The following is a 23,482-nucleotide window of genomic DNA, read 5'->3' as shown; positions in this document are numbered from 1 at the left end:
GTTCTGCGCGGGGGCTGCCCAAAGCACAGGCGACAGGGGTCGCGATGCGCCGTGTTACGGCCGTTCTGGTCGCAAAAGTTTCCCTGAGAGGAAAACTTTTTGCACATGAAGGTTGATTTTGCGGGATGATGGTTGGAAAGTGTGGGCAATCAAAAGTCCAACGGGAGGGACAACAATGACGAACTCTTGGCGCTTCTCGACCCTCGGCGACCGTCACCGCGCGCTGGGATCGAACCTCGAAGACTGGAGCGGGATGGGAACCGCATGGTCCTATGACGGCGATCCGGATGCGGAATACATGGCCATCCGCACCAAGGCGGGGCTGATGGACGTGTCGGGTCTGAAGAAGGTCCACATCACCGGTCCTGCGGCCAGCCATGTGATCGAACGCGCGACGACGCGGAACATGGAAAAGCTGATGCCCGGCCGGTCGGTCTATGCGACCATGCTGAACGATCAGGGCAAGTTCATCGATGACTGCGTGATCTACCGCCTTGCGCCCAACGCCTTCATGGTGGTGCACGGGTCGGGCGGCGCGCATGAGCAGCTGACCATGGCCGCCACCGGGCGCGATGTGTCGATCCGCTTCGACGACAACACGCATGACCTGTCGCTGCAGGGGCCGCTGGCGGTGGACTATCTGGAAAAGCACGTGCCGGGCATCCGCCAGCTGCCCTATTTCGCCCACATGCAGACCAGCCTGTTTGGCAAGCCCGCGATGATCTCGCGCACCGGCTATACCGGCGAGCGGGGGTACGAGCTGTTCGTGCGGGGGCAGGATGCGCCGATGATCTGGGACCGCATCCTGGACGAGGGCAAGTCGATGGGGATCATCCCCTGCCGCTTCACCACGCTCGATATGCTGCGGACCGAAAGCTATCTGCTGTTCTTCCCCTATGACAATTCGGAAATGTATCCGTTCGAGAACGAGGGCCCGGGCGATACGCTGTGGGAACTGGGCCTCGACTTCACCGTGTCGCCCGGCAAGGTGGGCTTCCGCGGGGCGGAGGAGCATTACCGCCTGAAGGGCAAGGAACGCTTCAAGATCTGGGGTCTGAAGATGGAAGGGACCAACGTGCCGGGCAACGGCGCGCCGGTCTTCCAGAACGGCAAGAAGGTCGGTCTGGTGACGCAGGCGATGTATTCGCCGCTGAACAAGCACAACATCGCCATTGCCCGCCTGCCGGTCGACTGCGCCAACAACGGCACGAAGCTGGTGGTGAACTGCGCGACGCATGGGGAAATTCCGGCGGTGACGCATTCGATGCCCTTCTACGATGTGGATAAGAAGCGCCGCACCGTAAAGGAGTGATGCGAGGACAGGGGGGCGCGCCACGGGGATGTGGCGCGCCCTTTTCGCAACCGGGTTTGCCCCCGGATCGGGACTGACGGAACCATGACAAAGACAGTTTTTGAAAAGTCGATCCGCAGCCGCCCCGTCTATGGCGAGTTGCAGCCGCGCGCGGGCGGCGCGCATCTGTTCGTCGCGGATGGCGAGGGTGCGGGTGCGATCGTGGATATGGTGGCGCGGGCGGGCTCTGCCGCGGCAGAGCTGCTGGAAAAGGCGCATATCATCTATACCCCCGGTGCGAATGGCACCGACCAGTTCGCCGCGCTGGAGCGGCTGGGGGCGGCGCAATGCCACCGCAGCCCGTCCTTCGCCGCCGCCGAGTCGCGGCTGCGGAAGGTGCTGGCGGATGCCCATATGGGATTGCAGGTCTATCTGGCCGGAACCGAGACGGTGATCGGTCTTGCCCAGCGTGCGGCGATGGAGGCTGGTCTGCCCCATGACGCGGTGCAGACCGAACATCGCGGCTCGCTGGCCCGTCGCGTGCAATGCGTGCATTGCAAGGGGATCACCGAGTCCGTGACGACCGATCCATTCGTCTGCTCGCATTGCGGGCTCAACCTGTTCGTCCGTGACCACTATTCGCGCCGCCTCGCGGCGTTTCAGGGCGTGAACATCGATGCCGAGGACCCCGGTCAGGTCCCGCCCGCCGTGGAGCGTTTCAAATGAGCGTCGGAGCCCCGAGGATTGACGTGATCGTGTCCGAGGTCGTCGAGGTGAACGACCTGATCAAGCGGTTCCGTTTCGTCCGTGCCGATGGCGGGGACATGCCGCATTTTTCGGGCGGGTCGCATGTGGTGATCGAGATGAACGATCACGGCACGCGGCGGATGAATCCCTATTCGCTGATGTCGGACCCTGCCGACAGCAAGGGCTACGAGATTTCCGTGCGCCGCGACGATGCGGGGCGGGGCGGGTCCTTGTACATGCACCGCCATGTGAAGGCGGGGATGCGGATGCAGATCGGCCATCCGGTCAACCTGTTCCCGCCGGATGCGCGGGCCAAGAAGCACCTGTTCCTTGCAGGCGGGATCGGGATCACGCCCTTCATGTCGATGATGTCCCAGCTGGCGCCGGTGGGCGCGCGGTTCGAGCTGCATTATTCGGTGCGGTCGCGTGCGCTGGGCGCCTATGTCGACCGGCTGACGGCGGCCTATGCCGGACGGGTGCATGTCTATGTCGACGAGAAGGGCGAGGCGATCGATCTGAAGACCTTGCTTGCGACCCAGCCGCTCGGCACGCATCTATACGTCTGCGGGCCGAAGGGGATGATCGAATGGGTCAAGTCCACGGCCTATGCCATGGGCTGGCCTGCCAATACCGTCCATTCCGAGGAATTCCTTGCCCCGCCCGTCGGCCAGCCCTTCGAGGTGGAACTGGCCGCAAGCGGCCGGACGCTGACCGTCGGGGCGGCGCAGTCGATCCTCGAGGCGATGGAGGCGGCGGGGGTGGATGCGCCCTATCTGTGCCGCGGCGGGGCTTGCGGGCAATGCGAGACGGCGGTCGTCCGTTGCGACGGCCATATCCACCACCACGACCACTGGCTGTCGGATGACGAGAAGGCGGCCAAGACCAAGATCATGCCATGTGTGTCGCGGTTCGAGGGAAAGACCCTCGTGCTTGACCGATAGGAGGGGAAGCGATGGGCTTCGAGTTCAACAACGAGACGTTCCGCAACGATTTCACATTCCGCAACTCGCCCCGCGCGATTGCACGGTTCCCGTTCCCCTTCGACCGCGACGACTACATGTATTCGGTCAATATGGAACCCCATGTGCCGGGGCGTCCGGGATCGGTGTTCGAACATGCCTTCGACGTGGACGAGCACTATCTGGCCGAGATGCGCGACCGCGCGCTGGTGCTCAAGGACGATCCGCTGCGCTGCCAGTCGCTGCCGCATATGGAACTGGCGGGTTGGGACCTGCTGGAACTGATCATGGAGAGCAAGGCGCGGGACTATCCGCACTGGTTCGAGCTGCACAAGACCGGCAACCGCTGGACCTGGATCAACCGGCCGATGGAGATCGAGCAGACCTTCACCTTCCTCGATCCCTCGACGCTGCCCTATGGGCCGATGGAATATATCACCCGCCAGACGCAGGGCGATTTCACGCTGCAGGACCAGCGGGACGAGAACCTGTGGATCGAGGCGGGGATGGTGACGACGCAGGCGGACTGGAGCCTCGACTTCGACATCGGGATGAGCTTTCACGAATGGCATGCGCCCGTGCCGCTGGCGCATGAGAAGGGCGTGTTCGACCGCGCGCTGAAGTTCCTGCTGAAGCTGCAGCACGGCGCGCCGGTGCGGCGGTTCAACTGGACCATGACGGTTGACCCGCTGCTGGATACCAGCCCCGAGAATTACCCGAAATGGGGTCCGACCAAGTCGCAGATCACGCTGGACAACATCGGCAAGCGCCAGCATCTGCGGGTGGAGTTGCAGACGCTGTGGCGGCTGCCGCGGTCCAATGCCATCGCCTTTCCGATCCGCTGCTATCTGATCAAGTTCGAAGAGATTGTGACCCAGCCGAAATGGGCGCGGCGGCTGCACCGCGTGGTGCGCGACCTGCATCCGGACCTTGCGGCCTACAAGGGCTTCTTGCGGAACCGCGAGACGATGGTGAAGTGGCTGTCGCAATATGACGACGGTGCCCCCACCTCTCCGGGTTGGTGGCCCGAGGACTGAGGCACGGGCAACGGGGCGCAAGGCAAGGGAGGGCCGTCGCGATGACCGAAAGCGGACAACCGACGACACTGGGATTCCTGCTGTTTCCGGGATTCCCGATGGCCTGCCTGACCAGCGCCATCGAACCCCTGCGCGCCGCCAACGAGATCGTAGGGCGGCGCGAGTTCAGCTGGAAACTGCTGGCCGAGGAGACGGGGCCGGTGCGGTCTTCGGCCGAGGTGAAGTTCGACCCCGATGCCACGCTGACCGAGGCGGGAGAGCTGGATTACCTTTTCTTCCTGTCCATGCCGCAGTCGAATTTCGTCCACCCCAAGCGATCCAACGCGCAGGTGCGCTGGATGGACCGGTCGGGCGTGGTGCTGGGCGGGTTTTCGGGCGGGGTATTCCCCTTGGTCCGTGCGGGGGTGATGGGCGGGCATGTCTGCTCGGTCCACTGGTGCTATGACGCGGCCTTCAAGGCGGAATTCCCCGAGATCAGCGCAAGCCAGTCGGTGATCATCCGCGACCGGCGGCGGCATACGGCCAGCGGGGCGGGGGCCGTGTTCGACATGATGCTGCGGATGATCGAGGAAAAGCTGGGCCGCGACACGATGACCGAGGTGGCCTGCTGGTTCCAGCATCCCTTCGTGCGGACCGATGACGTGGTGCAGAAGGTGCCGGTGCAGAAGCGCGGCGGCACGGATGACATGCTGCCCGACACGATCCGTCAGGCGATACAGGTGTTCTCGGACCATATCGAGGATCCGGTGCAGATTTCGGACGTGGCGGAATCGCTGGGGATTTCCGAACGGCATCTGGAGCGCAGCTTCAAGCAGGCGACGGGGCAGAGCCCGCTGAAATATTACCGCCTGATGCGGCTGAAGAAGGCGCGGCAGAAGGTGCTCTATTCCACCCAGTCGATCACGGAAATCGCGCTGTCGGTGGGATATGCCAGTTCTACCCCCATGACGCGGCATTATGCCGAGGCCTTCGGGGTGAACCCGGCGGACGAGCGGCGGCGGCTTGTGGGATTGCGCGGGCTGACGGGGGCGCTGCCGCCGTCGGAATAGCCTCAGGCAAGGCCGAGCGCGGCGATGCCCGCAAAGACCAGCGCGACGCCGCCCCACTGGCTTGCGCGCATGGGTTCGTTCAGGAAGCGCCAGGCCAGCAGGATGGTGACGATCCCGAATACGGAGGAGGCTACGGCGGCATATTCCGCCCGTGGCAGGCCGCCTGCCAGCGTGACGGCGGTCAGCGCGGCCACGTCGAGGACACCCATCAGCAAGAGCGCGGGCCAGATCACGCCCAGACCGTCGCTTGCCGGGCGGCGCCGGACCAGCCAGAGCAGCGCGACGGCAAGGGCGGTCAGTCGTGTCACGGCGGCGGCGGGCAGGTGCGCGCCGGTTTCCGCAGACCACTGCGCCAGCCCGAAGGTCAGCGCGAAGGAAACGGCGGCCAGCGCCGCCCAGCCCGCCGCGGCCAGACGGCTGCCCGAGGAGTCCCCGCCTTCGCCCCGTGCCACGACGGCGACGCCCGCGACCACGGCCAGCACCGCCAGCCATTCCTGCGCGCCGGCCTGTTCGCCCCGCGCGATGGCGAACAGCACCGACAGCACCGGAAAGGCGCCGCAGATCGGGGCGACAAGGCTGACGGGGCCGATGGTGAAGGCGCGGTAGAGGCCGATATTGGCCGCCACCGACCCCACCCCTGCCGCCACGGCCAGCGCGATCTGCTGCGGCCCCAGCGCGACCCAGCCGCCCGAGAACAGCGCCACCGGAATCAGCGGGATCAGGCCGAAGGCGGTGACGGTGGCGAAGGTCGCCGCCACATCGGCCTTGCCCCCCACGCGGCGGATGGTGAAATCGTGCAGACCCCAGCAGAGCGCGGCCATCAGGCCAAGGGACAGGGCGATCATCGCAGGGCGCTGCCTTTCAGGAATTTCATACCGGTCCCCATCATCGGGCTTGCCGCAAGGTTACAGCGCGGATATTCTTTTTGTGAAACAGTTTTTACACTGATGCAACTCTTCCCTCAGGAGGCGCCCATGCTGGACCTGTATCCCAAGGTGATCCCCGGACCGCCGCGCCCCAGCCGGATCCTGACGGCCGCCTCGGCGCTGCCCGCGACGGGCCGCGAGCGCTATGAGGTGCAGGGCAACGGGGCAATCCTGATCCGCGTTGCGGCGGGCGACCGTGTGACGGTGGTCAATACCGAGGGCGGCCAGCGGGCCGAGCTGGTGGCGGCGGACGGGCAGGGGCGGATCGACGCAGGCATACTGGGCGTTTCGGCCAATTCCGATGCGGGCGGGCTGAAGGCGCTGCTGGCGGCGGGGCCGCGGCTGGGGTCCGGCATGGGGGGGCTGCGTCTGGGGCTGGAGCGGCGAGGGATCGATCTGGCCAAGGCGGGGGCGGTCGCGCTGTTCGGGGCCGAGACGGCGGCGGGGGTGGAGGAGACCTTCACCGTCACGCGCGACGGTGTGCTGGTGATCGCCGCACCCGGCGGCGACATGACGCCCGACGCGCAGGAGACGGCCACGCCCATCGGCGTGCAGGTGGCGCGGTCCTCGCTTCTGACGGTGAAGCAGTTCGATCTGCCCGATCCGCTGGCCGATCCGGTGCTGGACCTGCGGGTGAAATCGGCGACGGCGCGGGCCTATTTCGTGAAGGCGGGCGATTACATCCAGGTCATCGACGTGGACGGGCGGCAATGCACGGACTTTCAGGCCTTTGCGGCAAGAAAGCTCGACAAGGGGATCGAGCATGCGCTGGACGTGACGACATCGCGCACGCTGATGGGCCATGCCTATTCGATGCCGGGGCTGCATTCGAAATATTACGATCAGGACATGCTGCCGCTTCTGGAGGTGGTGCAGGACACGGTCGGGCGGCATGACGCCTTTGCCATGGCCTGTGCGGCCAAATATTACGACGATATCGGCTATCCGGGCCATGCCAACTGTTCGGACAATTTCAACGGCGCGCTGGCAGAGTTCAACGTCTCGGGCCGTCCGGGCTGGATGGCGGTCAACCTGTTCTTCAATACGGGAATCGACGCGCACGGCGTGCTCTATTCCGACGAGCCGTGGTCGCGGCCCGGGGATTATGTGCTGTTCCGCGCGCTGACGGATCTTGTCTGCGTGTCCTCGGCCTGTCCGGATGACACCAGCCCCGCGAATGGCTGGTATCTGAGCGATATCCACGTCCGCACCTATTCGGGTGAGGAGAAGTTCAGCCGTGCCATCGCATGGCGCGCCACCCCCAATTCGGAGCCGAAGATGACCAAGGACACCGCGTTCAGCGAACGGACCGGCGCGCTGACGCGCAATGTGGTGGAATACAAGGGGTATTGGCTGCCCAACGTCTATTCGTCCAATGGCGCTATCGAGGAATACTGGGCCTGCCGCGAGAAGGCGGTGGTGCTGGACCTGTCGCCCCTGCGGAAGTTCGAGGTGACGGGGCCGGATGCCGAGGCGTTGATGCAATACACGCTGACGCGGGATGTGAAGAAGCTGAGCGTGGGGCAGGTGGTCTATTCGGCCATGTGCTATGTGCATGGCGGGATGATCGACGACGGCACGCTGTTCCGTCTGGGGCGCGACAATTTCCGCTGGATCGGCGGGGATGATTATGGCGGCATCTGGCTGCGCGAGCAGGCGGAAAAGCTGGGGCTGAAGGTGATGGTGCGCTCCTCGACCGACCAGCTCCATAACCTTGCCGTGCAGGGACCGAACAGCCGCGAGATCATGCGCCGCATGATCTGGACCGCGCCGCACCAGCCCACGATCGAGGAACTGGGCTGGTTCCGCTTTACCGTGGGCCGCGTGGGCGGGCCGAATGGCGCGCCGGTCGTGGTGTCGCGGACGGGCTATACCGGCGAATTGGGCTTCGAGGTGTTCTGCCATCCGAAGGACGGCAATGCGGTTTACGATGCCGTGTGGGAGCATGGGCGCGATCTGGGGCTGCGGCCGATGGGTCTGGCGGCGCTGGACATGGTGCGGATCGAGGCGGGGCTGATCTTTGCCGGATATGATTTCAGCGACCAGACCGACCCGTTCGAGGCGGGGATCGGCTTTACCGTGCCGCTGAAGTCGAAGACCGACGATTTCATCGGGCGCGACGCGCTGATCCGGCGCAAGGAAAACCCGCGGTGGAAGTTCGTGGGGCTGGATATCGACAGCAATGTCGACGTGGGCCATGGCGACTGCATCCATGTGGGCCGCGCGCAGGTGGGCGAGGTGACGTCCTCCATGCGCTCGCCGCTCTTGGGCAAGAACATCGCGCTGGCGCGGGTGGATGTGGCCCATGCCGAGGTCGGCACGCAGGTCGAGGTCGGCAAGCTGGACGGGCAGCAGAAGCGGCTGCCTGCGGTGATCGTGGGGCTTTCGCATTACGACCCGAAGAAGACGCGGCCCCAGTCGTGAGGATAAGGGGTGGCAAGGCGGGGCGGTTTGCGGTAATGCGCGGCCATCCCGCCGCCTGTCCTGAAAGGATGCCAAGATGAAGGCCGCCGTCGTCACCTTCCCCGGTTCCAACTGCGACCGCGACCTTGCCGTCGCCTTCGAGCGGGCGGGTTGGGATGTGGTCCGCGTCTGGCACAAGGACACCTCCCTGCCTGCGGGCGTGGATGTGGTGGGGGTTCCGGGCGGCTTTTCCTTTGGCGACTATCTGCGCTGCGGTGCCATCGCGGCCCAGTCGCCCATCGGCGCGGCGGTCAAGGCCCATGCGGCGCGCGGCGGCTATGTGCTGGGCATCTGCAACGGGTTCCAGGTGCTGACCGAGATGGGGCTGCTGCCCGGTGCGCTGATGCGCAATGCGGGGCTGAAATTCGTCTGCAAGATGCTGACGCTGAATGTCGCTACCGCCGACAGCGCCTTTACCGCCGGTTATGCCAAGGGGCAGGCGATCACGGTGCCGGTCGCGCATCATGACGGCAATTACACGATCGACGCGGACGGTCTGGCGCGGTTGCAGGGCGAGGATCGCATCGCCTTTACCTATGCCGCGAATCCGAACGGGTCGATGGCCGATATCGCGGGCATCCTGTCGGAGAACCGCCGCGTGCTGGGCATGATGCCCCACCCCGAGCGGGTGGTGGACCCCGTGCAGGGCGGCACCGATGGCGCGGCCATGTTCCGCGCGCTGATGGGCGGGTTGACGCTTGCGTGACGGCCCGCGACCGGCCTTCGGCTTGAAGGGCGGGGCGGGGCGGGCCTAGATTGGCGCCATGCAGGACGCCGGACTTCCGACAAACGACACTGATGCGCCGCCGGGCATTTCCTGGCGGGTGAAACTGGTTGTCGCGCTTCTGGTGCTGTTGGCCGTCGGGGTGGTGCTGGTCACCAACCGCTGGCTGTCGGAAAGGTTCACCGAGACGACGCGCAACCGCGCCGAGCTTCGCCTTGCGCTCTATTCCGGCAACATGGTGTCCGAGTTGCAGCGCACCTCGGTCGTGCCCTTGCTGCTGGCGGGCGATCCCGCGTTGGTCGAGGCGTTGAAGACCCGCGACTTCTCGCGCACCTCGCAGAAGCTGATCCGCGTGCAGTCGGAAATCGGGGTGGCGTCGATCCTGCTTATCGACGGGGATGCGCGGACGGTGGCGGCGACGAACCGCAACCTTCTGGGCACCAACCACCGCGGCACCCCCTATTTCGTCGAGGCGCAGCGGAACAAGGACACCGTCTTTACCGCGCAGGCGCGCGAAGGAGGCGGGTTCGACTTTACCTATTCCCGCGCGGTTCTGGTGGATGGCAAGCCGTCGGGGGTGATCGTGGTGGCGGTCGACCTGATGAAATACGAACGCGCCTGGGCGGGGTTGCAGGACGCGGTTCTGGTCACGAACAGCGAAGGCACGGTGATCCTTGCGACCGAGCCGCGCTGGCGCGGTCTGCCGATGGCCGAGGCGCTGGCGGTACGGGATGCGCCATCCGCGCTGAGCCGTGCCTTGCAGGCGACGGCGGACTGGACGCAGAGCGCGCCGGACGCCTATGTGCGCGGCGAGGCGGTGATGAAGACCGAGGCGCGGGTGCCCTTCCGCGGCTGGCGGATGATCACCTTCACCGCCTATGACTCGGTCCGGGAACGGGTGAACGGGATTCTGGCGCTGGAGATCATGGGGTTTGCGATCCTGATGGCGCTGACCTTCTATGTCCTGTCGCGCAAGGCGTGGTCGCAGAGCATGAGTTTCCAGCGGGAATCGGCGGAACTGCGGCTGCTGAACGCGCGCCTGCAACGCGAGATCGCGGAACGCGAGAAGGTGCAGAAGGACCTCGAGGTGGCGGAACTGACGCTGGCGCAATCGTCCAAGCTGGCCGCGCTGGGCGAGATGTCGGCGGCGGTGAGCCACGAGCTGAACCAGCCGCTGGCGGCGATGAAGACCTATCTGGCGGGGGCGCGCCTGCTGCTGCAGAGGAAGCGGCCGGAGGAGGCGCTGTCCTCGTTCCAGCGGATCGACGACCTGATCGAACGCATGGGCGCGATCACGCGGCAGCTGAAATCCTATGCCCGCAAGGGTGGCGAGGCCTTCGAGCCGGTCGATCTGCGATCGGCCCTGTCCGGCGCCCTGTCGATGATGGAACCGCAACTGAAGCTGCGCGTCGTGAAGATCACGCGCACCCTGCCGCGTACGCCGGTCATGGTGATGGCCGACCGTATCCGGCTGGAGCAGGTCATCATCAACCTGTTGCGCAACGCGCTGGACGCGACGCGGGACAGGGCCGATCCGCAGATCGACCTGATCCTGTCCTCGGGCGATGTGGCGATGCTGGCGGTGCGCGACAACGGCACCGGAATCAAGGATTTGGATAACCTGTTCGAGCCCTTCTACACGACGAAGAAGCCCGGAGAGGGGGTGGGGCTCGGCCTTGCCATATCCTCGGGGATCGTGACGGACCTTGGCGGGCGCCTGACGGCGCGCAATGCCGAAGGTGGCGGTGCGGTCTTCGAGATGCAGTTGCCCCTGATGGGCAAGGAAGTCGAAGCAGCGGAATGAGGTGGTGGATATGGCGCGTGCGATGAAGGTGGCGATCGTCGATGACGAGGCGGACATGCGGCAGTCCATCAGCCAGTGGCTGGCCCTGTCAGGGTTCGACACCGAAACCTATGCCAGTGCCGAGGACGCGCTGAAGGGGATCGGGCCGGAATTTCCGGGCGTGGTGGTCAGTGACATCAAGATGCCCGGCATGGACGGGATGGCCTTTCTCAAGCGGTTGATGAGCATGGATTCGGGCCTGCCCGTCATCATGATCACCGGCCATGGCGACGTGCCCATGGCGGTGGAGGCGATGCGGGTCGGGGCCTATGACTTTCTGGAAAAGCCCTTCAACCCCGACAAGATGACCGAACTGGCCAAGCGCGCCACGCAGGCCCGCCGCCTGACGCTGGACAACCGCGCGCTACGCAAGGAACTGTCCGACGGGTCGATCCTGATGAAGAAGCTGATCGGGTCGTCGCCGGTGATGGAACGCCTGCGCGAGGATATCCTCGATCTGGGGCAGGCCGATAGCCACGTCCTGATCGACGGCGAAACGGGGACGGGCAAGACGCTGGTGGCCCATGCGCTGCACGCCGTGGGGCCGCGGGCGTCGAAGAAATTCGTCACCATCTCTTGCGCGGCATGGACCGAGGACCAGCTGGCGGCCAAGCTGTTCGGGCCTAGCGAGGACGGGCAGATCCCGCTGGTGGAAGAGGCGCGGGGCGGCACGCTGTGTCTTGAGGATGTGGAGGCGCTGAGCCAGCCCTTGCAGGCGAGGCTTCTGACGCTGATCAACGATCAGGGCACCCCGCCGGAAACCCGCATCATCGCCATCTGCAACGAACACGCGCCCGACAAGACGCTGGAAGATGTGCTGCGGTCGGACCTTTATTACCGGCTGGGGGCGATGACGATCCTGTGCCCGCCGCTGCGCGTGCGGGGCGAGGATATCCTGACGCTGTTCACCCGCATGTCCGAACAGTTCGCCGAGGAATACGGCTGCGACGCGCCGCAGGTGACGGCGCAGGAGGCGGCGCAACTGTTGCAGGCGCCGTGGCCGGGGAATGTGCGCCAGTTGGTCAACATCGCGGAGCGCGCGGTGTTGCAGAACCGGCGGGGGTCGGGGTCGATTGCCTCGCTTCTGATGGCGGATAACGAGGCGACGGGGCCTGCCATGACGACCGAGGGCAAGCCGTTGAAGGAATATGTCGAAGCCTTCGAGCGGATGCTGATCGACAACACGATGCGCCGCCACAAGGGCAGCATCGTTGCGGTGATGGACGAGCTGTGCCTGCCGCGGCGCACGCTGAACGAGAAGATGGCCAAATACGGGCTGAGCCGGTCGGAATATACCTGAGCGCCGAAGCGGAATTTGACGCAAATTCCGCACCGATTTCTGACGCAGAAATCGGGCCCCCGCCGGGGACGAGCCGGAATATGCGTCATATTCCGGCGCGGTTTCTGCGCGCGATACCGCTTGAGCGGTGGCTGCCGAAGTCCCGGCTGTGTTCACACCTGCAAATTCCCCCATTGTGTTTTGCGCGACTTTCCCGCTAGGGTCGCAGGACGCGGGTTTGCCCGCCGTGGAATTCTCTGCCCCCCGTCGCAGGCGCCGTGAAAGGTGTCGCGATAAGGCGCAGTCGGATCGGCCGAGAGGTCGTCAGTTTGCCCGTCAGGTCCAAGGACGCAGCGGGCTTTATCAGGTGGATGCCGCAGGGCATCCGGAAGAGAACCGCGATGACGCGCGCGATTTTGATGACGAAAGCAGAGGGATGCCCACCGGGCATGGCCCTGCCGTCTGTTCCGCGCCGTCTTGCCCAGACAAGCCGCCCTGTCCCGTTCGACCCCGATCCCGGAGCATGCTCCGGTCCGGATCGGCCGCGCCGGGGCGCATCAGGATATCATGGCAAAGAAAATGCTTATCGACGCCACCCATGCGGAAGAGACCCGCGTGGTTGTGGTGGACGGCAACAAGGTCGAGGAATTCGACTTTGAGACAGTCAACAAGCGGCAACTGGCGGGGAACATCTACCTTGCCAAGGTGACGCGGGTCGAACCCTCGCTTCAGGCGGCCTTCGTGGATTACGGCGGGAACCGGCATGGTTTCCTCGCCTTTGCGGAAATCCATCCGGATTATTACCAGATCCCCGTCGCGGACCGTAAGGCCCTGCTCGAGGAAGAGCGCGCCTATAACCGCGCGCAGGACGAGGAAGACAACCGCCGCTCGCGCAGCCGGTCGCGGCCCAAGCCCGAAGGGGCAAAGCGCGACGCGGTCAAGACCGAAGAGATCGGCGGCATGGATGTCGTCGATCTGGGCGAGGAAGAGGCCGTTGGTGCGGATGCGCTGGTGGACGAGGGTGCGGCGCCGACCCGTGCGGATCATGACCATGGGCAAGACCATGAGGGCCACGAGCACGAGCGTGACAGCGGCTCGGCCTCGGACAACGGCGGCGAGAATGGCGAGCGCCCCTATCGCGCCATGGACCATGCCAGCGACACCGACGACGAGATCGAGTCGGTCGCGGATGAGGATGTGTCCGAGGAAATCAGCCAGCCGCGCAAACCGCGCCCGCGCAAGTACAAGATCCAGGAAGTGATCAAGGTCCGGCAGATCATGCTGGTCCAGGTCGTCAAGGAAGAGCGCGGCAACAAGGGCGCGGCGCTGACGACCTACCTTTCGCTGGCGGGTCGCTATTGCGTGCTGATGCCCAACACGGCACGGGGCGGCGGGATTTCCCGCAAGATCACGCAGGCCGCCGACCGCAAGAAGCTGAAAGAGATCGCGGGCGAGATCGAGGTGCCGGAAGGCGCGGGCCTGATCATCCGCACGGCAGGGGCCAAGCGGACCAAGGCCGAGATCAAGCGCGATTACGAATACCTCATGCGGCTGTGGGAACAGATCCGCGAGTTGACGCTGAAATCCATCGCTCCGGCTGCCATCTACGAGGAAGGCAACCTGATCAAACGGTCGATCCGCGACCTCTACAGCCGCGAGATCGACGAGGTTCTGGTCGAGGGCGAGGCAGGCTATCGCACCGCCAAGGACTTCATGCGGATGATCATGCCCAGCCACGCCAAGGTGGTGAAGCGCTATGACGAGGCGATGCCGCTCTTCGCCCGCTATCAGGTCGAAAGCTATCTGGGCGGGATGTTCAACCCCGTCGTGCAGCTGAAATCCGGCGGCTATATCGTGATCGGCGTGACCGAGGCGCTGGTGGCCATCGACGTGAACTCGGGCCGCGCGACCAAGGAAGGCTCGATCGAGGAAACCGCACTTAAGACCAACCTCGAGGCGGCGGAAGAGATTTCGCGCCAGCTCCGCCTGCGCGACCTTGCCGGTCTGATCGTGATCGACTTCATCGACATGGAAGAGCGCAAGAACAACGCCGCCGTCGAGAAGCGTCTGAAGGAAAAGCTGAAGACCGACCGCGCGCGCATCCAGGTCGGCCGCATTTCGGGCTTCGGCCTGATGGAGATGAGCCGCCAGCGCCTGCGTCCGGGGATGCTCGAATCCACCACCCAGCCCTGCGCCCATTGCCACGGCACCGGTCTGATCCGGTCGGATGATAGCCTTGGCCTGCAGATCCTGCGCGCGCTGGAAGAGGAAGGCACGCGCAAGCGGTCCAAGGAAGTGCTGCTCAAGGCACCCGTGGGCATCGTCAACTTCCTGATCAACCAGAAGCGCGAGCATATCGCCCTGATCGAGGCCCGCTATGGCATGAGCGTGCGGATCGAGGGCGACCCTGCACTGGTCAGCCCCGATTTCTCGATCGAGAAGTTCAAGACCGCCACGCGGGTGGTGCCTGAGGTGTCGTCGGTCATCTCGGGCCATGCGGGCCTGATGGGCGCGCCGGTGGACGAGGAAGAGGATGAGGACATCCCCTTCGACGAGGATCTGGACGAGGCCGAAGAGGCCGAGGCGACCGAAGCCCGTCCCGCATCGGCCACGGCCGAGGGGCGCGGCGATGGCACCAGTGGCAATGGCAAGAAGAAGCGTCGCCGTCGGCGCAAGAAGAAGGGCAGCGGTGCCAACGGACAGGGCGCCGCGGGGGCCGAGGGTTCGGCTGCCGGCGAAGGCGATGACGAAGGCGGCGAGAGCGGCGAGGATGGCGACGACGACGAGGCCGTCACCGAAACCGCGCCCGTGGCTGTGATCGAGGCTCCGGTTGCAGAGACCGCGGAGACCCCTGCTGCCGCAGCGCCCGAAGAGGAGCCTGCGCCGAAAAAGAAGGTGACCCGCTCGCGCAGCACCAAGAAGAAGACCGAGGCCGAGGTCGCCCCCGTGGCGGAAGCGGCCCCCGCAATGGCCGAGGAGGCCCCCGCAGCGGCAGAGGAGCCCGCGCCCAAGGCGAAGAAACCCGCCAGCCGGTCGCGCAGCACCAAGGCCAAGAAAGAGGCCGGGGTCGCCACCGAGGCGGCACTCGCGCCGGTCGTGGCCGAAAGCTTCCCCGCCGATCCGGGACTGGCCGAGCCCGCCCCCGCGGCGGCACTTGTCGCCGATCCGGGCGAGGCAGAGGTGGCGGCCATTGCCCCCGCCCCTGCACCCGAACCCAAGGTCGAGGACCCGAACAAGCCGCGCAAGAAGGGCTGGTGGTCGCTGGGCCGCTGATCCGGCAAGGCATCGCAGGCAAGGGCCGGGGCGCATTGCTCCGGCCTTTTCCGTTTCATTTCGGCCCAAATACTCCGGGGTCCGGGGCAGCGCCCCGGCGGGCAAGGTCAGGCGCGGCGGATGCGATAGGCGGTGACGGGGCCGGCTTCGGTTGCGTCGAGGAAGTCATGGCCCGCTTCGGCGCAGAAATGCGGCAGGTCGATTGCGGCCATGCGGTCGGTGGCCGTCACGCGCAGGATCTGGCCGGGCTGCATGGCGGCCAGCCGCTTTTGCGCCCGCAGCACGGGCAGGGGGCACAGAAGCCCCTCGCAATCCAGATCGATGTCCCAATCCTGCGGCATGGCCGGGTGATAGCCCAAGGCGCGGGCGATGGCCACGGCAATGTGACGAAAGGCCTTGGTGACGGCGGCGCGCGAAGCGGCTATCACGGGGCCATGTTCGGGGTCGAGATCATGGATGCGGGGCTTTTGCCCGCGATGCTGGTGGCGCTGGCGGCGGGGGTTCTGTCCTTCCTGTCGCCCTGCGTGTTGCCGGTGGTGCCGCCGTATCTGGCCTATATGGGCGGGATTTCCATGGGCGAGATGACGGGCGGCGGGGCCGCGCGGCGGCGGGTGATGCTGCCCGCGCTGTTCTTCGTCCTTGGCCTGTCGACGGTGTTCCTGCTGCTGGGCTTCACGGCCAGCGCCTTTGGCGCCTTCTTCCTGACCAACCAGACGATCTTCACGAAACTCGCAGGCGCGGTCGTGCTGGTCTTCGGGCTGCATTTCCTTGGCCTGTTCCGCATCCCGATCCTTGACCGCGAGGCGCGGCTGGATGCGGGCGACCGCGGCGGGTCGGCCTTCGGGGCCTATGTGCTGGGGCTGGCCTTCGCCTTCGGCTGGACGCCCTGCATCGGCCCGCAACTGGGCGCGATCCTGTCGCTGGCCGCGCAGGAGGGATCGGTGCAGCGGGGCACGGTGCTGCTGGCCGTCTATGCGGCGGGGCTGGGTCTGCCTTTCCTGCTGGCGGCGATGTTCATCGAACGGGCTGTCGGCGTGATGGCGCGGCTGAAGCGGCACATGAAGTGGATCGAGCGGGCGATGGGTGCCCTGCTGGTCGTGGTGGGGTTGGCGCTGCTGACGGGGGCCTTCACCGATTTCAGCTGGTGGCTTCTGGAAACCTTCGACCGGTTCGGAATTCCCCTCTTGGGTTGATCCTTACCGCGCGTCATACTGGGGGCGTGCGGGTGCGGGGTTCTTGCGGATGGCGGGTCTGACGGCGGCGGAAACGGGGCGGGTGCGTCGGCGCCGCGTCTTCTACATTCCGGGCTTCGACCCCCTGCAGACGCGCCGCTATCGCCAGTTCTACCGGACCGAGGGGCCGCGACAGGCGGCCATATCCGGCTATGCGCTGGAGGTGGGCCGCAAGCCTGCGGGCATGGCGCATGGCTGGTCGGTCGCGTCCCAGATCGACGGCGAGACGGTGGAGGCCGTGGTCGAAGTGCTGGCCTGGGCCGATATCATCGGCGGGTCGATGCGGCGGACGCTGGCCGCGACCTATGGGCAGATGGTCAGGACGGCATGGATCTATGTGGCCTCGGGCGCGCTGTTCCGTCTGGGGCGGCTGCGGAAAGGGCCGACGCTGGCCGCGCTCTATCCCGTGGTGATGCTGTCCATGCAGGCCGTGGTGGCGGGGCTGGCGGGATGGGGCCTTGGCGCGGCCGTGGCGGGGCTGGTGCCGGGATGGGGCGGGGCCGGTCTGGGGCTGCTGGCCGGTGGCGCGGTGGTCGGGCTGGTGCTGCGGGCCTTCCGGCGGTGGGACCGCTGGTTCCTCGCCCATTACCTGATGCATGACTATGCCTTTTCGGCGGGGCATCGGGGGGCCTATCCGCCCGCTCTGGTCACGCGGATGGAGGCATTCCGCGCCCGCATCGCCGTGGCATTGGCCGAGGACTGGGACGAGGTGCTGGTGGTGGGCCATTCCTCGGGCGCGATCCTTGGCGTCACCATCCTTGCCGACCTGATCCGCGAGGGGCTGCCCGCGCGCGGGCCTGCGCTGGGGTTCCTGACGCTGGGGCAGGTGGTGCCGATGGTGTCCTTTCTGCCCGAGGCGCGGAAGCTGCGGGGCGATCTGGCCTATCTTTCGACGCGGGAGGAACTTGCCTGGGTCGACGTGAGCGCGCCGGGGGATGGCTGTGCCTTTGCGCTCTGCGATGCGGTGGCCGTTTCCGGTGTCGCGCCCTCGGGCAAGCGCTGGCCGCTGGTCCTGTCCTGCGCCTTTACCCAGACCTTCAGCCCCGAGCGGTGGCGCAAGATGCGCTTCCGCTGGTTCCGGCTGCATTTCCAGTACATGTGCGCCTTCGACCGGCCCGGCGATTACGACTATTTCCGCGTGACGGCGGGGCCGCTGACCCTGCGCGCGCGCTATGCGGGGCGGGCGGCGTCGAAAAGCCGGATCGAGCGGGCGCTGTCGGGCCACAGGAGCGTGGCATGAAGGTGCCGAAGCCCGAACCGCGCCCCGACCGCGTGTCGTGGTGGCGCTATCTGCGGCTGTTCCGGCAGGACATCCTGTCGGCGCAGCCCGCGCGGCTTTACCGCGCGTGGATGGCCGAATTCCGCACGCCCTTCTTCCGCAGCTACATGTGCAACGACCCTGCGTTGGTCCGGCGCGTGCTGCAGGAGCGGCCGGATGATTTTCCGAAATCGGGCCGCGTGCGCGAGGGGCTGGAACCGCTGCTGGGCCAGTCGGTCTTCGTGACCAATGGCGAACAGTGGAAGCGGCAGCGGCGGATCATCGATCCGGCCTTCGAGGGGGGGCGGCTGCGCGACACCTTTCCCGCCATGTGGGCGGCGGGCGAGGCGGCGGTGGCGCGGATGCCCGAGGGCGTGGTGGAGGTCGAGGAGGTCTGTTCCCACGCGGCGGCGGATGTGATCTTCCGCACGCTGTTTTCCATCCCGATCGAGGATCGGGACGCGACGGCGGTCTTCCACGCCTTCCGCGCCTATCAGCGGACCCAGCCGATCCTGAACCTTGCGGCCTTCCTGCCCCTGCCGCGCTGGATGCCGCGCGGGTTCCGGCGTGGAACACGTGCGGCAGCCGCCGAAATCCGGCGCCTGATCACCGCGATAACGGCGCGGCGGGCCGAGGAGATCGCGGCAGGCATCGCGCCGGATGATCTGGCGACAAAGATCATGGTGATGGCGGACCCCGTGACGGGGGCGCGGTTCGGGACCGAGGAGATGGTGGATCAGGTCGCCATCTTCTTCCTTGCAGGTCACGAGACGAGTGCGAGCGCCTTGGGCTGGGCGCTGTGGCTTTTGGCGGCGCATCCGGATGTGCAGGAGCGGGTGGCGGCAGAGGCGGCGGGGATGATGGCCGAATTCTCGGCCCTGTCGCGGCTGCGCCTGACGCGGGATGTGTTTCGCGAGGCGCTGCGCCTGTTCCCGCCCGTTCCGATGATGGTGCGCGAGACGACCTGCCCCGAGGAGTTCAGGGGGCGGCAGGTCGCGCCGGGGGCGCAGGTGGTGCTGTCGTCCTGGCATCTGGGGCGGCACGAGCGGATCTGGTCCGACCCCGACGGGTTCGATCCCGACCGCTGGGCGCGGGAAGAGACGAAGGTTCAGGCGCGGGACGGGTGGTTGCCGTTTTCGGCGGGGCCACGGGTCTGCACGGGGGCGGGGTTTGCCATGGCAGAGGGGGTGCTTCTGCTGGCGATGCTGTGCCGGGCGTTCCGGTTCGAGGTGGTGGAGGGGCGGGTACCGGTGCCGGTGGCGCATCTGACGGTGCGTGCGAAGGATGGCGTCTGGCTGCGGGTGGTGCGGCGGGGGGGCGAAATCTGACGCAGATTTCGCGACGATTTCTGCACGCAGAAATCGGGTCCCGGGCGCGACGGCTGTTGGCGGAATTTGCGTCAAATTCCGCTGCGATTTCTGCGTCAGAAATCGCTACAGGACGCGGCGGATCGGTTCCTGATTGCAGATGATGATGAACTGGCCCGCATTCTCCAGCACCGCAAAGCCCCGCCGACGCATTTCGGCCAGAAACACCTCGCGGCCCACATAGCGTTCCACATCGCGGACCTGACGCCGGATGACCCCGCCGTCCCGCGCGGCCTGCGAGTTGAAGAGATGGGCGATCCATCCCTCGGTCGTGTAGGGCAGAAGATTGCGGCTCATCCCGGAAGCCTGCCGCAGAGGGGTAAACGCCCGGTTAACCGCGATACCGCCGCAGCACGTAGACGCGGATCGCCGAGGCAAGTCCCACATCGCCGTCGCGCGCCTCGTCCACCTCGACCGCCAACTGGTTCAGCGTCAGGCCGCGCTCCATGGCGATGGCGCGGAAGGCCTGCCAGAACTCCTCTTCGAGGCTGACGCTGGTGCGGTGCCCGCGCAGGGTGAGCGAGTGCTTGACGGGGCGGGCGGTCATTCGTCGCGCCGGTGCGCGTCAAGGTCGCGGGCGGCCTTTTCCGCCCGCGCCTGTTCCAGCTCGCGTTCCGCCTTGCTCCGGCCGAACTTAGCGGCGTTCTCGTCGCCCTTGGCGCGGGCGGCCTTGCGGGCCGCTTCTTTCCGTTTTGCGCGCAGGTTGACGATCTCGGCCATCCTTACCCCTTCGGGCCGATCATGTCCTCGGGCCGCACGACACGGTCGAAGGTTTCGGCATCGACGAAGCCAAGGGCGATCGCCTCTTCCTTCAGGGTCGTGCCGTTCTTGTGGGCGGTCTTGGCGACCTTGGTGGCGTTGTCATAGCCGATGGTGGGCGCCAGCGCCGTGACCAGCATCAGCGATTCCTTCATCAGCTTGTCGATGCGGGCCGTATTGACCTGCGTGCCCACCACCATGTTGTCGGTGAAGCTGCCCGCCGCATCGCCCAGTAGCTGCATGGATTGCAGCACGTTGTAGGACATCATGGGGTTGTAGACGTTCAGTTCGAAATGGCCCTGCGATCCGGCAAAGCCCACGGCGGCGTCATTGCCCATGACATGGGCGCAGACCATGGTCAGCGCCTCGGCCTGCGTCGGGTTCACCTTGCCGGGCATGATCGAGGAGCCGGGTTCGTTTTCGGGCAGGATCAGCTCGCCCAGACCCGAGCGGGGGCCGGAGCCCAGAAGGCGCAGGTCGTTGGCGATCTTGAACAGTGCTGCGGCCACCGTTTTCAGCGCGCCGGAGAACATGACCATCGCGTCATGGGCGGCCAGAGCCTCGAACTTGTTCGGGGCGGTGACGAAGGGGAGGTCCGTGATTTCTGCAATGCGGGCCGCGACGCGGGTGTCCCAGCCCACACGGGTGTTCAGGCCTGTGCCGACGGCGGTGCCGCCCTGCGCCAGTTCATAGATGTCGGGCAGACAGGCCTTGACCCGCGCGATACCCTTGTCGACCTGCGTGGCGTAGCCCGAGAATTCCTGACCCAGCGTCAGGGGTGTCGCATCCTGCGTATGGGTGCGGCCGATCTTGATGATGTCCTTGAATTCATGCGACTTCGCCCAAAGCGCCTTGGAGAGCTTCTCCAGCCCCGGCAGCAGCACGTCGCGCGCCATCATGCCGATGGCGACATGCATCGCGGTGGGGAAGGTGTCGTTCGACGACTGCCCCATGTTGACATGGTCGTTCGGGTGGACGGGCTTTTTCGATCCCATCACGCCGCCCAGCATCTCGATCGCGCGGTTCGAGATGACCTCGTTGGCGTTCATGTTGGACTGCGTGCCCGATCCGGTCTGCCAGACGACCAGCGGGAAGTTGTCGTCGAAGCGGCCGTCGATCACTTCCTGCGCCGCCGCCGCGATGGCGCGGCCCAGTTCCGGCGCGATGTCGCCCTGATCGATATTGACCAGAGCGCAGGCCTTCTTGATGACCCCCAGCGCGCGGATGATGGCGACGGGCTGGCGTTCCCAGCCGATGGGGAAGTTGATGATGGAGCGTTGCGTCTGCGCGCCCCAATACTTGTCGGCGGGAACTTCCAGCGGGCCAAAGCTGTCGGTTTCGGTGCGGGTGGCGGACATTCGCAAGCCTCCTGATTTCGCTTGGCCCGCCTTAGCGGGCGGCGGCGGCAAAATCAATTGGCATACCGTCGCATACCGTCGCGGGCGGCCGCGCGGTCAGTGCTTGCGGAACTTGTCGAGACTGACGATCTGCGCGTCGTGCTGGGGCGGCGGGTCGTCGTCGCCGTCATCGTCGCCCTCGTCCTCGTCCTCGTCATCGTCGCTGTCGTCATGGGTTTCGAAGCGCAGCCCGAACTCGACCGACGGATCGACGAAGGTGCGGACGGCATCGAAGGGAATGACCAGCGGCTCGGGCTGGTTGCCGAAGTTCAGCGTGACCGAGAACTGGTCGTCGGTGACCTCGAGATTCTCGAACCAGTGCTGGATGACCACCGTCATTTCGGTCGGGTAGCGCGATTTCAGCCAGTCCGCGATGGCAACGCCCGGATGGGTGGTGTCGAAGGTGATGAAGAAATGGTGCGCGCCGGGCAGGCCGTTCTGCGCCACGTCGCGCAGGACGGTCTGGATCAGCCCCCGCATCGCCCGATGCATCAGATTGCCGTAGTCGATGGAGCGGGCCATGCGCTGTCCTTTCCGGTGGTGGTCCCATTTACGGGGGATTCGGGCCCGAAGGAAAGGGGGGCACGGCGCTATCTGTTCCTTTGCGTCAGGATGCCGCCGGAATGGCGGGGAGGAGGAAATGCAGCCCAAGCCCCCCCGCCGCGCAGAGCGCCAGCACCAGCGGCAGCGGCCAGTGCCGCCGCAGCAGGAGCCAGCCCGCCAGCAGCGCCAGCGCGGCAAGGTCGGGGCGGAGGCTGGACAGGTCCGGGGTCAGAAGGTGCAGCGGGCCATAGCTGTCGCGCCCGACCTCGGCAAAGAAGACATGCGCCGCGAACCAGACCGATAGGTTGGCGATCACCCCCACCACGGCGGCCATGATGGCAGAAAGCGCCCCTGCAAGGCGCGGATCGGCCGTGATGCGCGCGATCCACGGCGCGCCCGCGAAGATCATCAGGAAGGACGGCACGAAAGTGACCCAGAGCGTCACCGCCGCCCCCGCCAGACCCATGAGCCAGCCCCCCTGACGGTGCGCAGCCACATAGCCCACGAATTCCGTCACGAGGATCAGCGGCCCCGGCGTCGTCTCGGCCAGTCCCAGCCCGTCCATCATTTGCCGCAGGGTGAGCCATCCCTTTTCCTCGATCACCGCCTGCGCCATCCATGCCAGCACCGCATAGGCGCCGCCGAAGGTCAGGATGGCAAGCTTGGCAAAGAAGGTGCCGATCTCGGCCAGAAGCCCGCCTTCGGCCAGCCAGAGCAGGCCCAGCGGGGCAAGCCAGACCACGGACCAGATGGCAACCGTGCGCGCGGTATGGGCGGCGCGCGGGGGCGCGGGCAGATCGCCCGCCGCCTCGCGCGCGGTGGCAAAGCCCCAGAGGCCCGCCGCAAGGATCACCAGCGGGAAGGGCGCGTCGAGTAAGAAGAGCGCGGCAAAGGCCAGCGCCGCGATCACCAGCGCCGCCCGCCCCTTGAGCGCGCGCTTGCCCACGCGCAAAAGCGCCTCGATCACGATCACGGCCACGGCGGCCTGCACGCCCATGAACAGCGCCTGTATTAGCGGCACGCTGCCGAAGGCCGCGTAGATCGCGGCCAGCGCCAGCACCACCGCAGCCCCGGGCAGCACGAAGAGCAACCCCGCAATCAGCCCCCCCGCCGTGCCGCGCAGCCGCCAGCCCGACCATGTGGCAAGCTGCATCGCCTCGGGGCCCGGAAGGAGCATGCAGAAGGACAGGGCCGAGAGATAGTCCTTCTCGGTCAGCCATTTGCGTTCGTCCACCAGCACGCGGTGCATCAGCGCGATCTGCGCCGCCGGCCCGCCAAAGGACAGCAGGCCGATCTTGCCGAAGGTGCGGAACAGGTCGCGGAAGGATGTCATGC

Annotated in this window: 21 protein-coding genes; 13 read left to right on the top strand and 8 right to left on the bottom strand. The window is 66.3% G+C overall.

Annotated features, from left to right (window positions below):
• Window positions 1–175 precede the first annotated feature (175 nt).
• The 5 genes from GU927_RS02260 to GU927_RS02240 all read left to right on the top strand — a co-directional run bounded on the left by GU927_RS02260 (window position 176) and on the right by GU927_RS02240 (window position 5,083).
• Complete coding sequence (locus GU927_RS02260; protein WP_161760697.1) at window positions 176–1,312, top strand: aminomethyltransferase family protein; 1,137 nt, start codon at window positions 176–178, stop codon at window positions 1,310–1,312.
• Window positions 1,313–1,396: 84 nt separating this feature from the next.
• A complete protein-coding gene (locus GU927_RS02255) occupies window positions 1,397–2,017 on the top strand; it encodes a dimethylamine monooxygenase subunit DmmA family protein (RefSeq protein ID WP_161760696.1) in 621 nt (206 codons plus the stop codon).
• The gene (locus tag GU927_RS02250) at window positions 2,014–2,979 is read left to right on the top strand and encodes a PDR/VanB family oxidoreductase (protein WP_161760695.1); all 966 of its coding nucleotides are present in this window, start codon (window positions 2,014–2,016) and stop codon (window positions 2,977–2,979) included. The genes GU927_RS02255 and GU927_RS02250 overlap by 4 nt, the downstream gene beginning before the upstream one ends.
• Before the next feature lie 11 nt (window positions 2,980–2,990).
• Window positions 2,991–4,034, top strand: a complete 1,044-nt coding sequence (locus GU927_RS02245; protein ID WP_161760694.1) for a heme-dependent oxidative N-demethylase family protein — start codon at window positions 2,991–2,993, stop codon at window positions 4,032–4,034.
• A gap of 41 nt (window positions 4,035–4,075) precedes the next feature.
• The gene (locus GU927_RS02240) at window positions 4,076–5,083 is read left to right on the top strand and encodes a GlxA family transcriptional regulator (protein WP_161760693.1); all 1,008 of its coding nucleotides are present in this window, start codon (window positions 4,076–4,078) and stop codon (window positions 5,081–5,083) included.
• A 2-nt stretch (window positions 5,084–5,085) separates the two neighbouring features.
• Here the strand turns inward: GU927_RS02240 and GU927_RS02235 are convergent, their stop codons facing one another.
• Window positions 5,086–5,928: a DMT family transporter gene (locus tag GU927_RS02235; RefSeq protein ID WP_161760692.1), complete on the bottom strand. Its 843-nt coding sequence runs from the start codon at window positions 5,926–5,928 to the stop codon at window positions 5,086–5,088.
• 129 nt (window positions 5,929–6,057) lie between these two features.
• On the opposite strand from GU927_RS02235, the gene GU927_RS02230 reads away from it, so the two are divergent.
• The 5 genes from GU927_RS02230 (at window position 6,058) to GU927_RS02210 (ending at window position 15,591) form a co-directional block, all read left to right on the top strand.
• Window positions 6,058–8,433 carry a DUF1989 domain-containing protein gene (locus GU927_RS02230; RefSeq protein ID WP_161760691.1) on the top strand — a complete coding sequence of 792 codons (2,376 nt, stop codon included), beginning with the start codon at window positions 6,058–6,060 and terminating at the stop codon, window positions 8,431–8,433.
• A 76-nt stretch (window positions 8,434–8,509) separates the two neighbouring features.
• Entirely contained in the window at window positions 8,510–9,178 is a 669-nt protein-coding gene (gene purQ / locus GU927_RS02225; RefSeq protein ID WP_161760690.1) for a phosphoribosylformylglycinamidine synthase subunit PurQ, read from the top strand.
• Between the two features lie 58 nt (window positions 9,179–9,236).
• Window positions 9,237–11,000 carry a sensor histidine kinase gene (locus tag GU927_RS02220; protein ID WP_161760689.1) on the top strand — a complete coding sequence of 588 codons (1,764 nt, stop codon included), beginning with the start codon at window positions 9,237–9,239 and terminating at the stop codon, window positions 10,998–11,000.
• Between the two features lie 10 nt (window positions 11,001–11,010).
• On the top strand, window positions 11,011–12,339 hold the full coding sequence (locus GU927_RS02215; RefSeq protein ID WP_161760770.1) for a sigma-54-dependent transcriptional regulator: 1,329 nt from the start codon (window positions 11,011–11,013) through the stop codon (window positions 12,337–12,339).
• 546 nt (window positions 12,340–12,885) lie between these two features.
• A complete protein-coding gene (locus tag GU927_RS02210; RefSeq protein ID WP_161760688.1) occupies window positions 12,886–15,591 on the top strand; it encodes an Rne/Rng family ribonuclease in 2,706 nt (901 codons plus the stop codon).
• Window positions 15,592–15,698: 107 nt separating this feature from the next.
• Here the strand turns inward: GU927_RS02210 and GU927_RS02205 are convergent, their stop codons facing one another.
• Entirely contained in the window at window positions 15,699–15,932 is a 234-nt protein-coding gene (locus tag GU927_RS02205) for a sulfurtransferase TusA family protein (RefSeq protein WP_161760769.1), read from the bottom strand.
• Window positions 15,933–16,025: 93 nt separating this feature from the next.
• On the opposite strand from GU927_RS02205, the gene GU927_RS02200 reads away from it, so the two are divergent.
• The 3 genes from GU927_RS02200 to GU927_RS02190 are packed head-to-tail and all read left to right on the top strand — an operon-like array spanning window position 16,026 to window position 19,409.
• Window positions 16,026–16,784: a cytochrome c biogenesis CcdA family protein gene (locus GU927_RS02200; protein WP_161760687.1), complete on the top strand. Its 759-nt coding sequence runs from the start codon at window positions 16,026–16,028 to the stop codon at window positions 16,782–16,784.
• A gap of 49 nt (window positions 16,785–16,833) precedes the next feature.
• Complete coding sequence (locus GU927_RS02195; protein ID WP_161760686.1) at window positions 16,834–18,063, top strand: hypothetical protein; 1,230 nt, start codon at window positions 16,834–16,836, stop codon at window positions 18,061–18,063.
• The gene (locus tag GU927_RS02190; protein WP_161760685.1) at window positions 18,060–19,409 is read left to right on the top strand and encodes a cytochrome P450; all 1,350 of its coding nucleotides are present in this window, start codon (window positions 18,060–18,062) and stop codon (window positions 19,407–19,409) included. The genes GU927_RS02195 and GU927_RS02190 overlap by 4 nt, the downstream gene beginning before the upstream one ends.
• 105 nt (window positions 19,410–19,514) lie before the next feature.
• Here the strand turns inward: GU927_RS02190 and GU927_RS02185 are convergent, their stop codons facing one another.
• The 6 genes from GU927_RS02185 to chrA all read right to left on the bottom strand — a co-directional run bounded on the left by GU927_RS02185 (window position 19,515) and on the right by chrA (window position 23,480).
• Entirely contained in the window at window positions 19,515–19,745 is a 231-nt protein-coding gene (locus GU927_RS02185) for an N-(5'-phosphoribosyl)anthranilate isomerase (protein WP_161760684.1), read from the bottom strand.
• Window positions 19,746–19,779: 34 nt separating this feature from the next.
• Window positions 19,780–19,995 carry a ribbon-helix-helix domain-containing protein gene (locus GU927_RS02180; protein ID WP_161760683.1) on the bottom strand — a complete coding sequence of 72 codons (216 nt, stop codon included), beginning with the start codon at window positions 19,993–19,995 and terminating at the stop codon, window positions 19,780–19,782.
• The gene (locus GU927_RS02175) at window positions 19,992–20,168 is read right to left on the bottom strand and encodes a DUF4169 family protein (RefSeq protein ID WP_161760682.1); all 177 of its coding nucleotides are present in this window, start codon (window positions 20,166–20,168) and stop codon (window positions 19,992–19,994) included. The genes GU927_RS02180 and GU927_RS02175 overlap by 4 nt, the downstream gene beginning before the upstream one ends.
• A gap of 2 nt (window positions 20,169–20,170) precedes the next feature.
• Window positions 20,171–21,565 (bottom strand): class II fumarate hydratase, encoded by a 1,395-nt coding sequence (fumC, locus tag GU927_RS02170; RefSeq protein WP_161760681.1) that lies wholly within the window; start codon window positions 21,563–21,565, stop codon window positions 20,171–20,173.
• Window positions 21,566–21,661: 96 nt separating this feature from the next.
• On the bottom strand, window positions 21,662–22,126 hold the full coding sequence (locus tag GU927_RS02165; protein ID WP_161760680.1) for an SspB family protein: 465 nt from the start codon (window positions 22,124–22,126) through the stop codon (window positions 21,662–21,664).
• Between the two features lie 85 nt (window positions 22,127–22,211).
• Window positions 22,212–23,480 carry a chromate efflux transporter gene (chrA, locus tag GU927_RS02160; protein ID WP_161760679.1) on the bottom strand — a complete coding sequence of 423 codons (1,269 nt, stop codon included), beginning with the start codon at window positions 23,478–23,480 and terminating at the stop codon, window positions 22,212–22,214.
• Window positions 23,481–23,482 lie beyond the last annotated feature (2 nt).

The sequence above is a fragment of the Paragemmobacter amnigenus genome, assembly GCF_009908265.2.
Classification (GTDB): Bacteria; Pseudomonadota; Alphaproteobacteria; order Rhodobacterales; family Rhodobacteraceae; genus Paragemmobacter; species Paragemmobacter amnigenus.
Note: the sequence above shows the minus strand (reverse complement) of the source record. Positions and strands in the feature narration are given on the sequence as shown.

Bases quoted from the DNA above. Each gene is read 5' to 3' on its own strand.
- GU927_RS02260 (WP_161760697.1), top strand. From the start codon at position 176: ATGACGAACTCTTGGCGCTTCTCGACCCTCGGCGACCGTCACCGCGCG.
- GU927_RS02255 (WP_161760696.1), top strand. From the start codon at position 1,397: ATGACAAAGACAGTTTTTGAAAAGTCGATCCGCAGCCGCCCCGTCTAT.
- GU927_RS02250 (WP_161760695.1), top strand. From the start codon at position 2,014: ATGAGCGTCGGAGCCCCGAGGATTGACGTGATCGTGTCCGAGGTCGTC.
- GU927_RS02245 (WP_161760694.1), top strand. From the start codon at position 2,991: ATGGGCTTCGAGTTCAACAACGAGACGTTCCGCAACGATTTCACATTC.
- GU927_RS02240 (WP_161760693.1), top strand. From the start codon at position 4,076: ATGACCGAAAGCGGACAACCGACGACACTGGGATTCCTGCTGTTTCCG.
- GU927_RS02235 (WP_161760692.1), bottom strand. From the start codon at position 5,928: ATGATCGCCCTGTCCCTTGGCCTGATGGCCGCGCTCTGCTGGGGTCTG.
- GU927_RS02230 (WP_161760691.1), top strand. From the start codon at position 6,058: ATGCTGGACCTGTATCCCAAGGTGATCCCCGGACCGCCGCGCCCCAGC.
- purQ (WP_161760690.1), top strand. From the start codon at position 8,510: ATGAAGGCCGCCGTCGTCACCTTCCCCGGTTCCAACTGCGACCGCGAC.
- GU927_RS02220 (WP_161760689.1), top strand. From the start codon at position 9,237: ATGCAGGACGCCGGACTTCCGACAAACGACACTGATGCGCCGCCGGGC.
- GU927_RS02215 (WP_161760770.1), top strand. From the start codon at position 11,011: ATGGCGCGTGCGATGAAGGTGGCGATCGTCGATGACGAGGCGGACATG.
- GU927_RS02210 (WP_161760688.1), top strand. From the start codon at position 12,886: ATGGCAAAGAAAATGCTTATCGACGCCACCCATGCGGAAGAGACCCGC.
- GU927_RS02205 (WP_161760769.1), bottom strand. From the start codon at position 15,932: ATGCCGCAGGATTGGGACATCGATCTGGATTGCGAGGGGCTTCTGTGC.
- GU927_RS02200 (WP_161760687.1), top strand. From the start codon at position 16,026: ATGTTCGGGGTCGAGATCATGGATGCGGGGCTTTTGCCCGCGATGCTG.
- GU927_RS02195 (WP_161760686.1), top strand. From the start codon at position 16,834: ATGGCGGGTCTGACGGCGGCGGAAACGGGGCGGGTGCGTCGGCGCCGC.
- GU927_RS02190 (WP_161760685.1), top strand. From the start codon at position 18,060: ATGAAGGTGCCGAAGCCCGAACCGCGCCCCGACCGCGTGTCGTGGTGG.
- GU927_RS02185 (WP_161760684.1), bottom strand. From the start codon at position 19,745: ATGAGCCGCAATCTTCTGCCCTACACGACCGAGGGATGGATCGCCCAT.
- GU927_RS02180 (WP_161760683.1), bottom strand. From the start codon at position 19,995: ATGACCGCCCGCCCCGTCAAGCACTCGCTCACCCTGCGCGGGCACCGC.
- GU927_RS02175 (WP_161760682.1), bottom strand. From the start codon at position 20,168: ATGGCCGAGATCGTCAACCTGCGCGCAAAACGGAAAGAAGCGGCCCGC.
- fumC (WP_161760681.1), bottom strand. From the start codon at position 21,565: ATGTCCGCCACCCGCACCGAAACCGACAGCTTTGGCCCGCTGGAAGTT.
- GU927_RS02165 (WP_161760680.1), bottom strand. From the start codon at position 22,126: ATGGCCCGCTCCATCGACTACGGCAATCTGATGCATCGGGCGATGCGG.
- chrA (WP_161760679.1), bottom strand. From the start codon at position 23,480: ATGACATCCTTCCGCGACCTGTTCCGCACCTTCGGCAAGATCGGCCTG.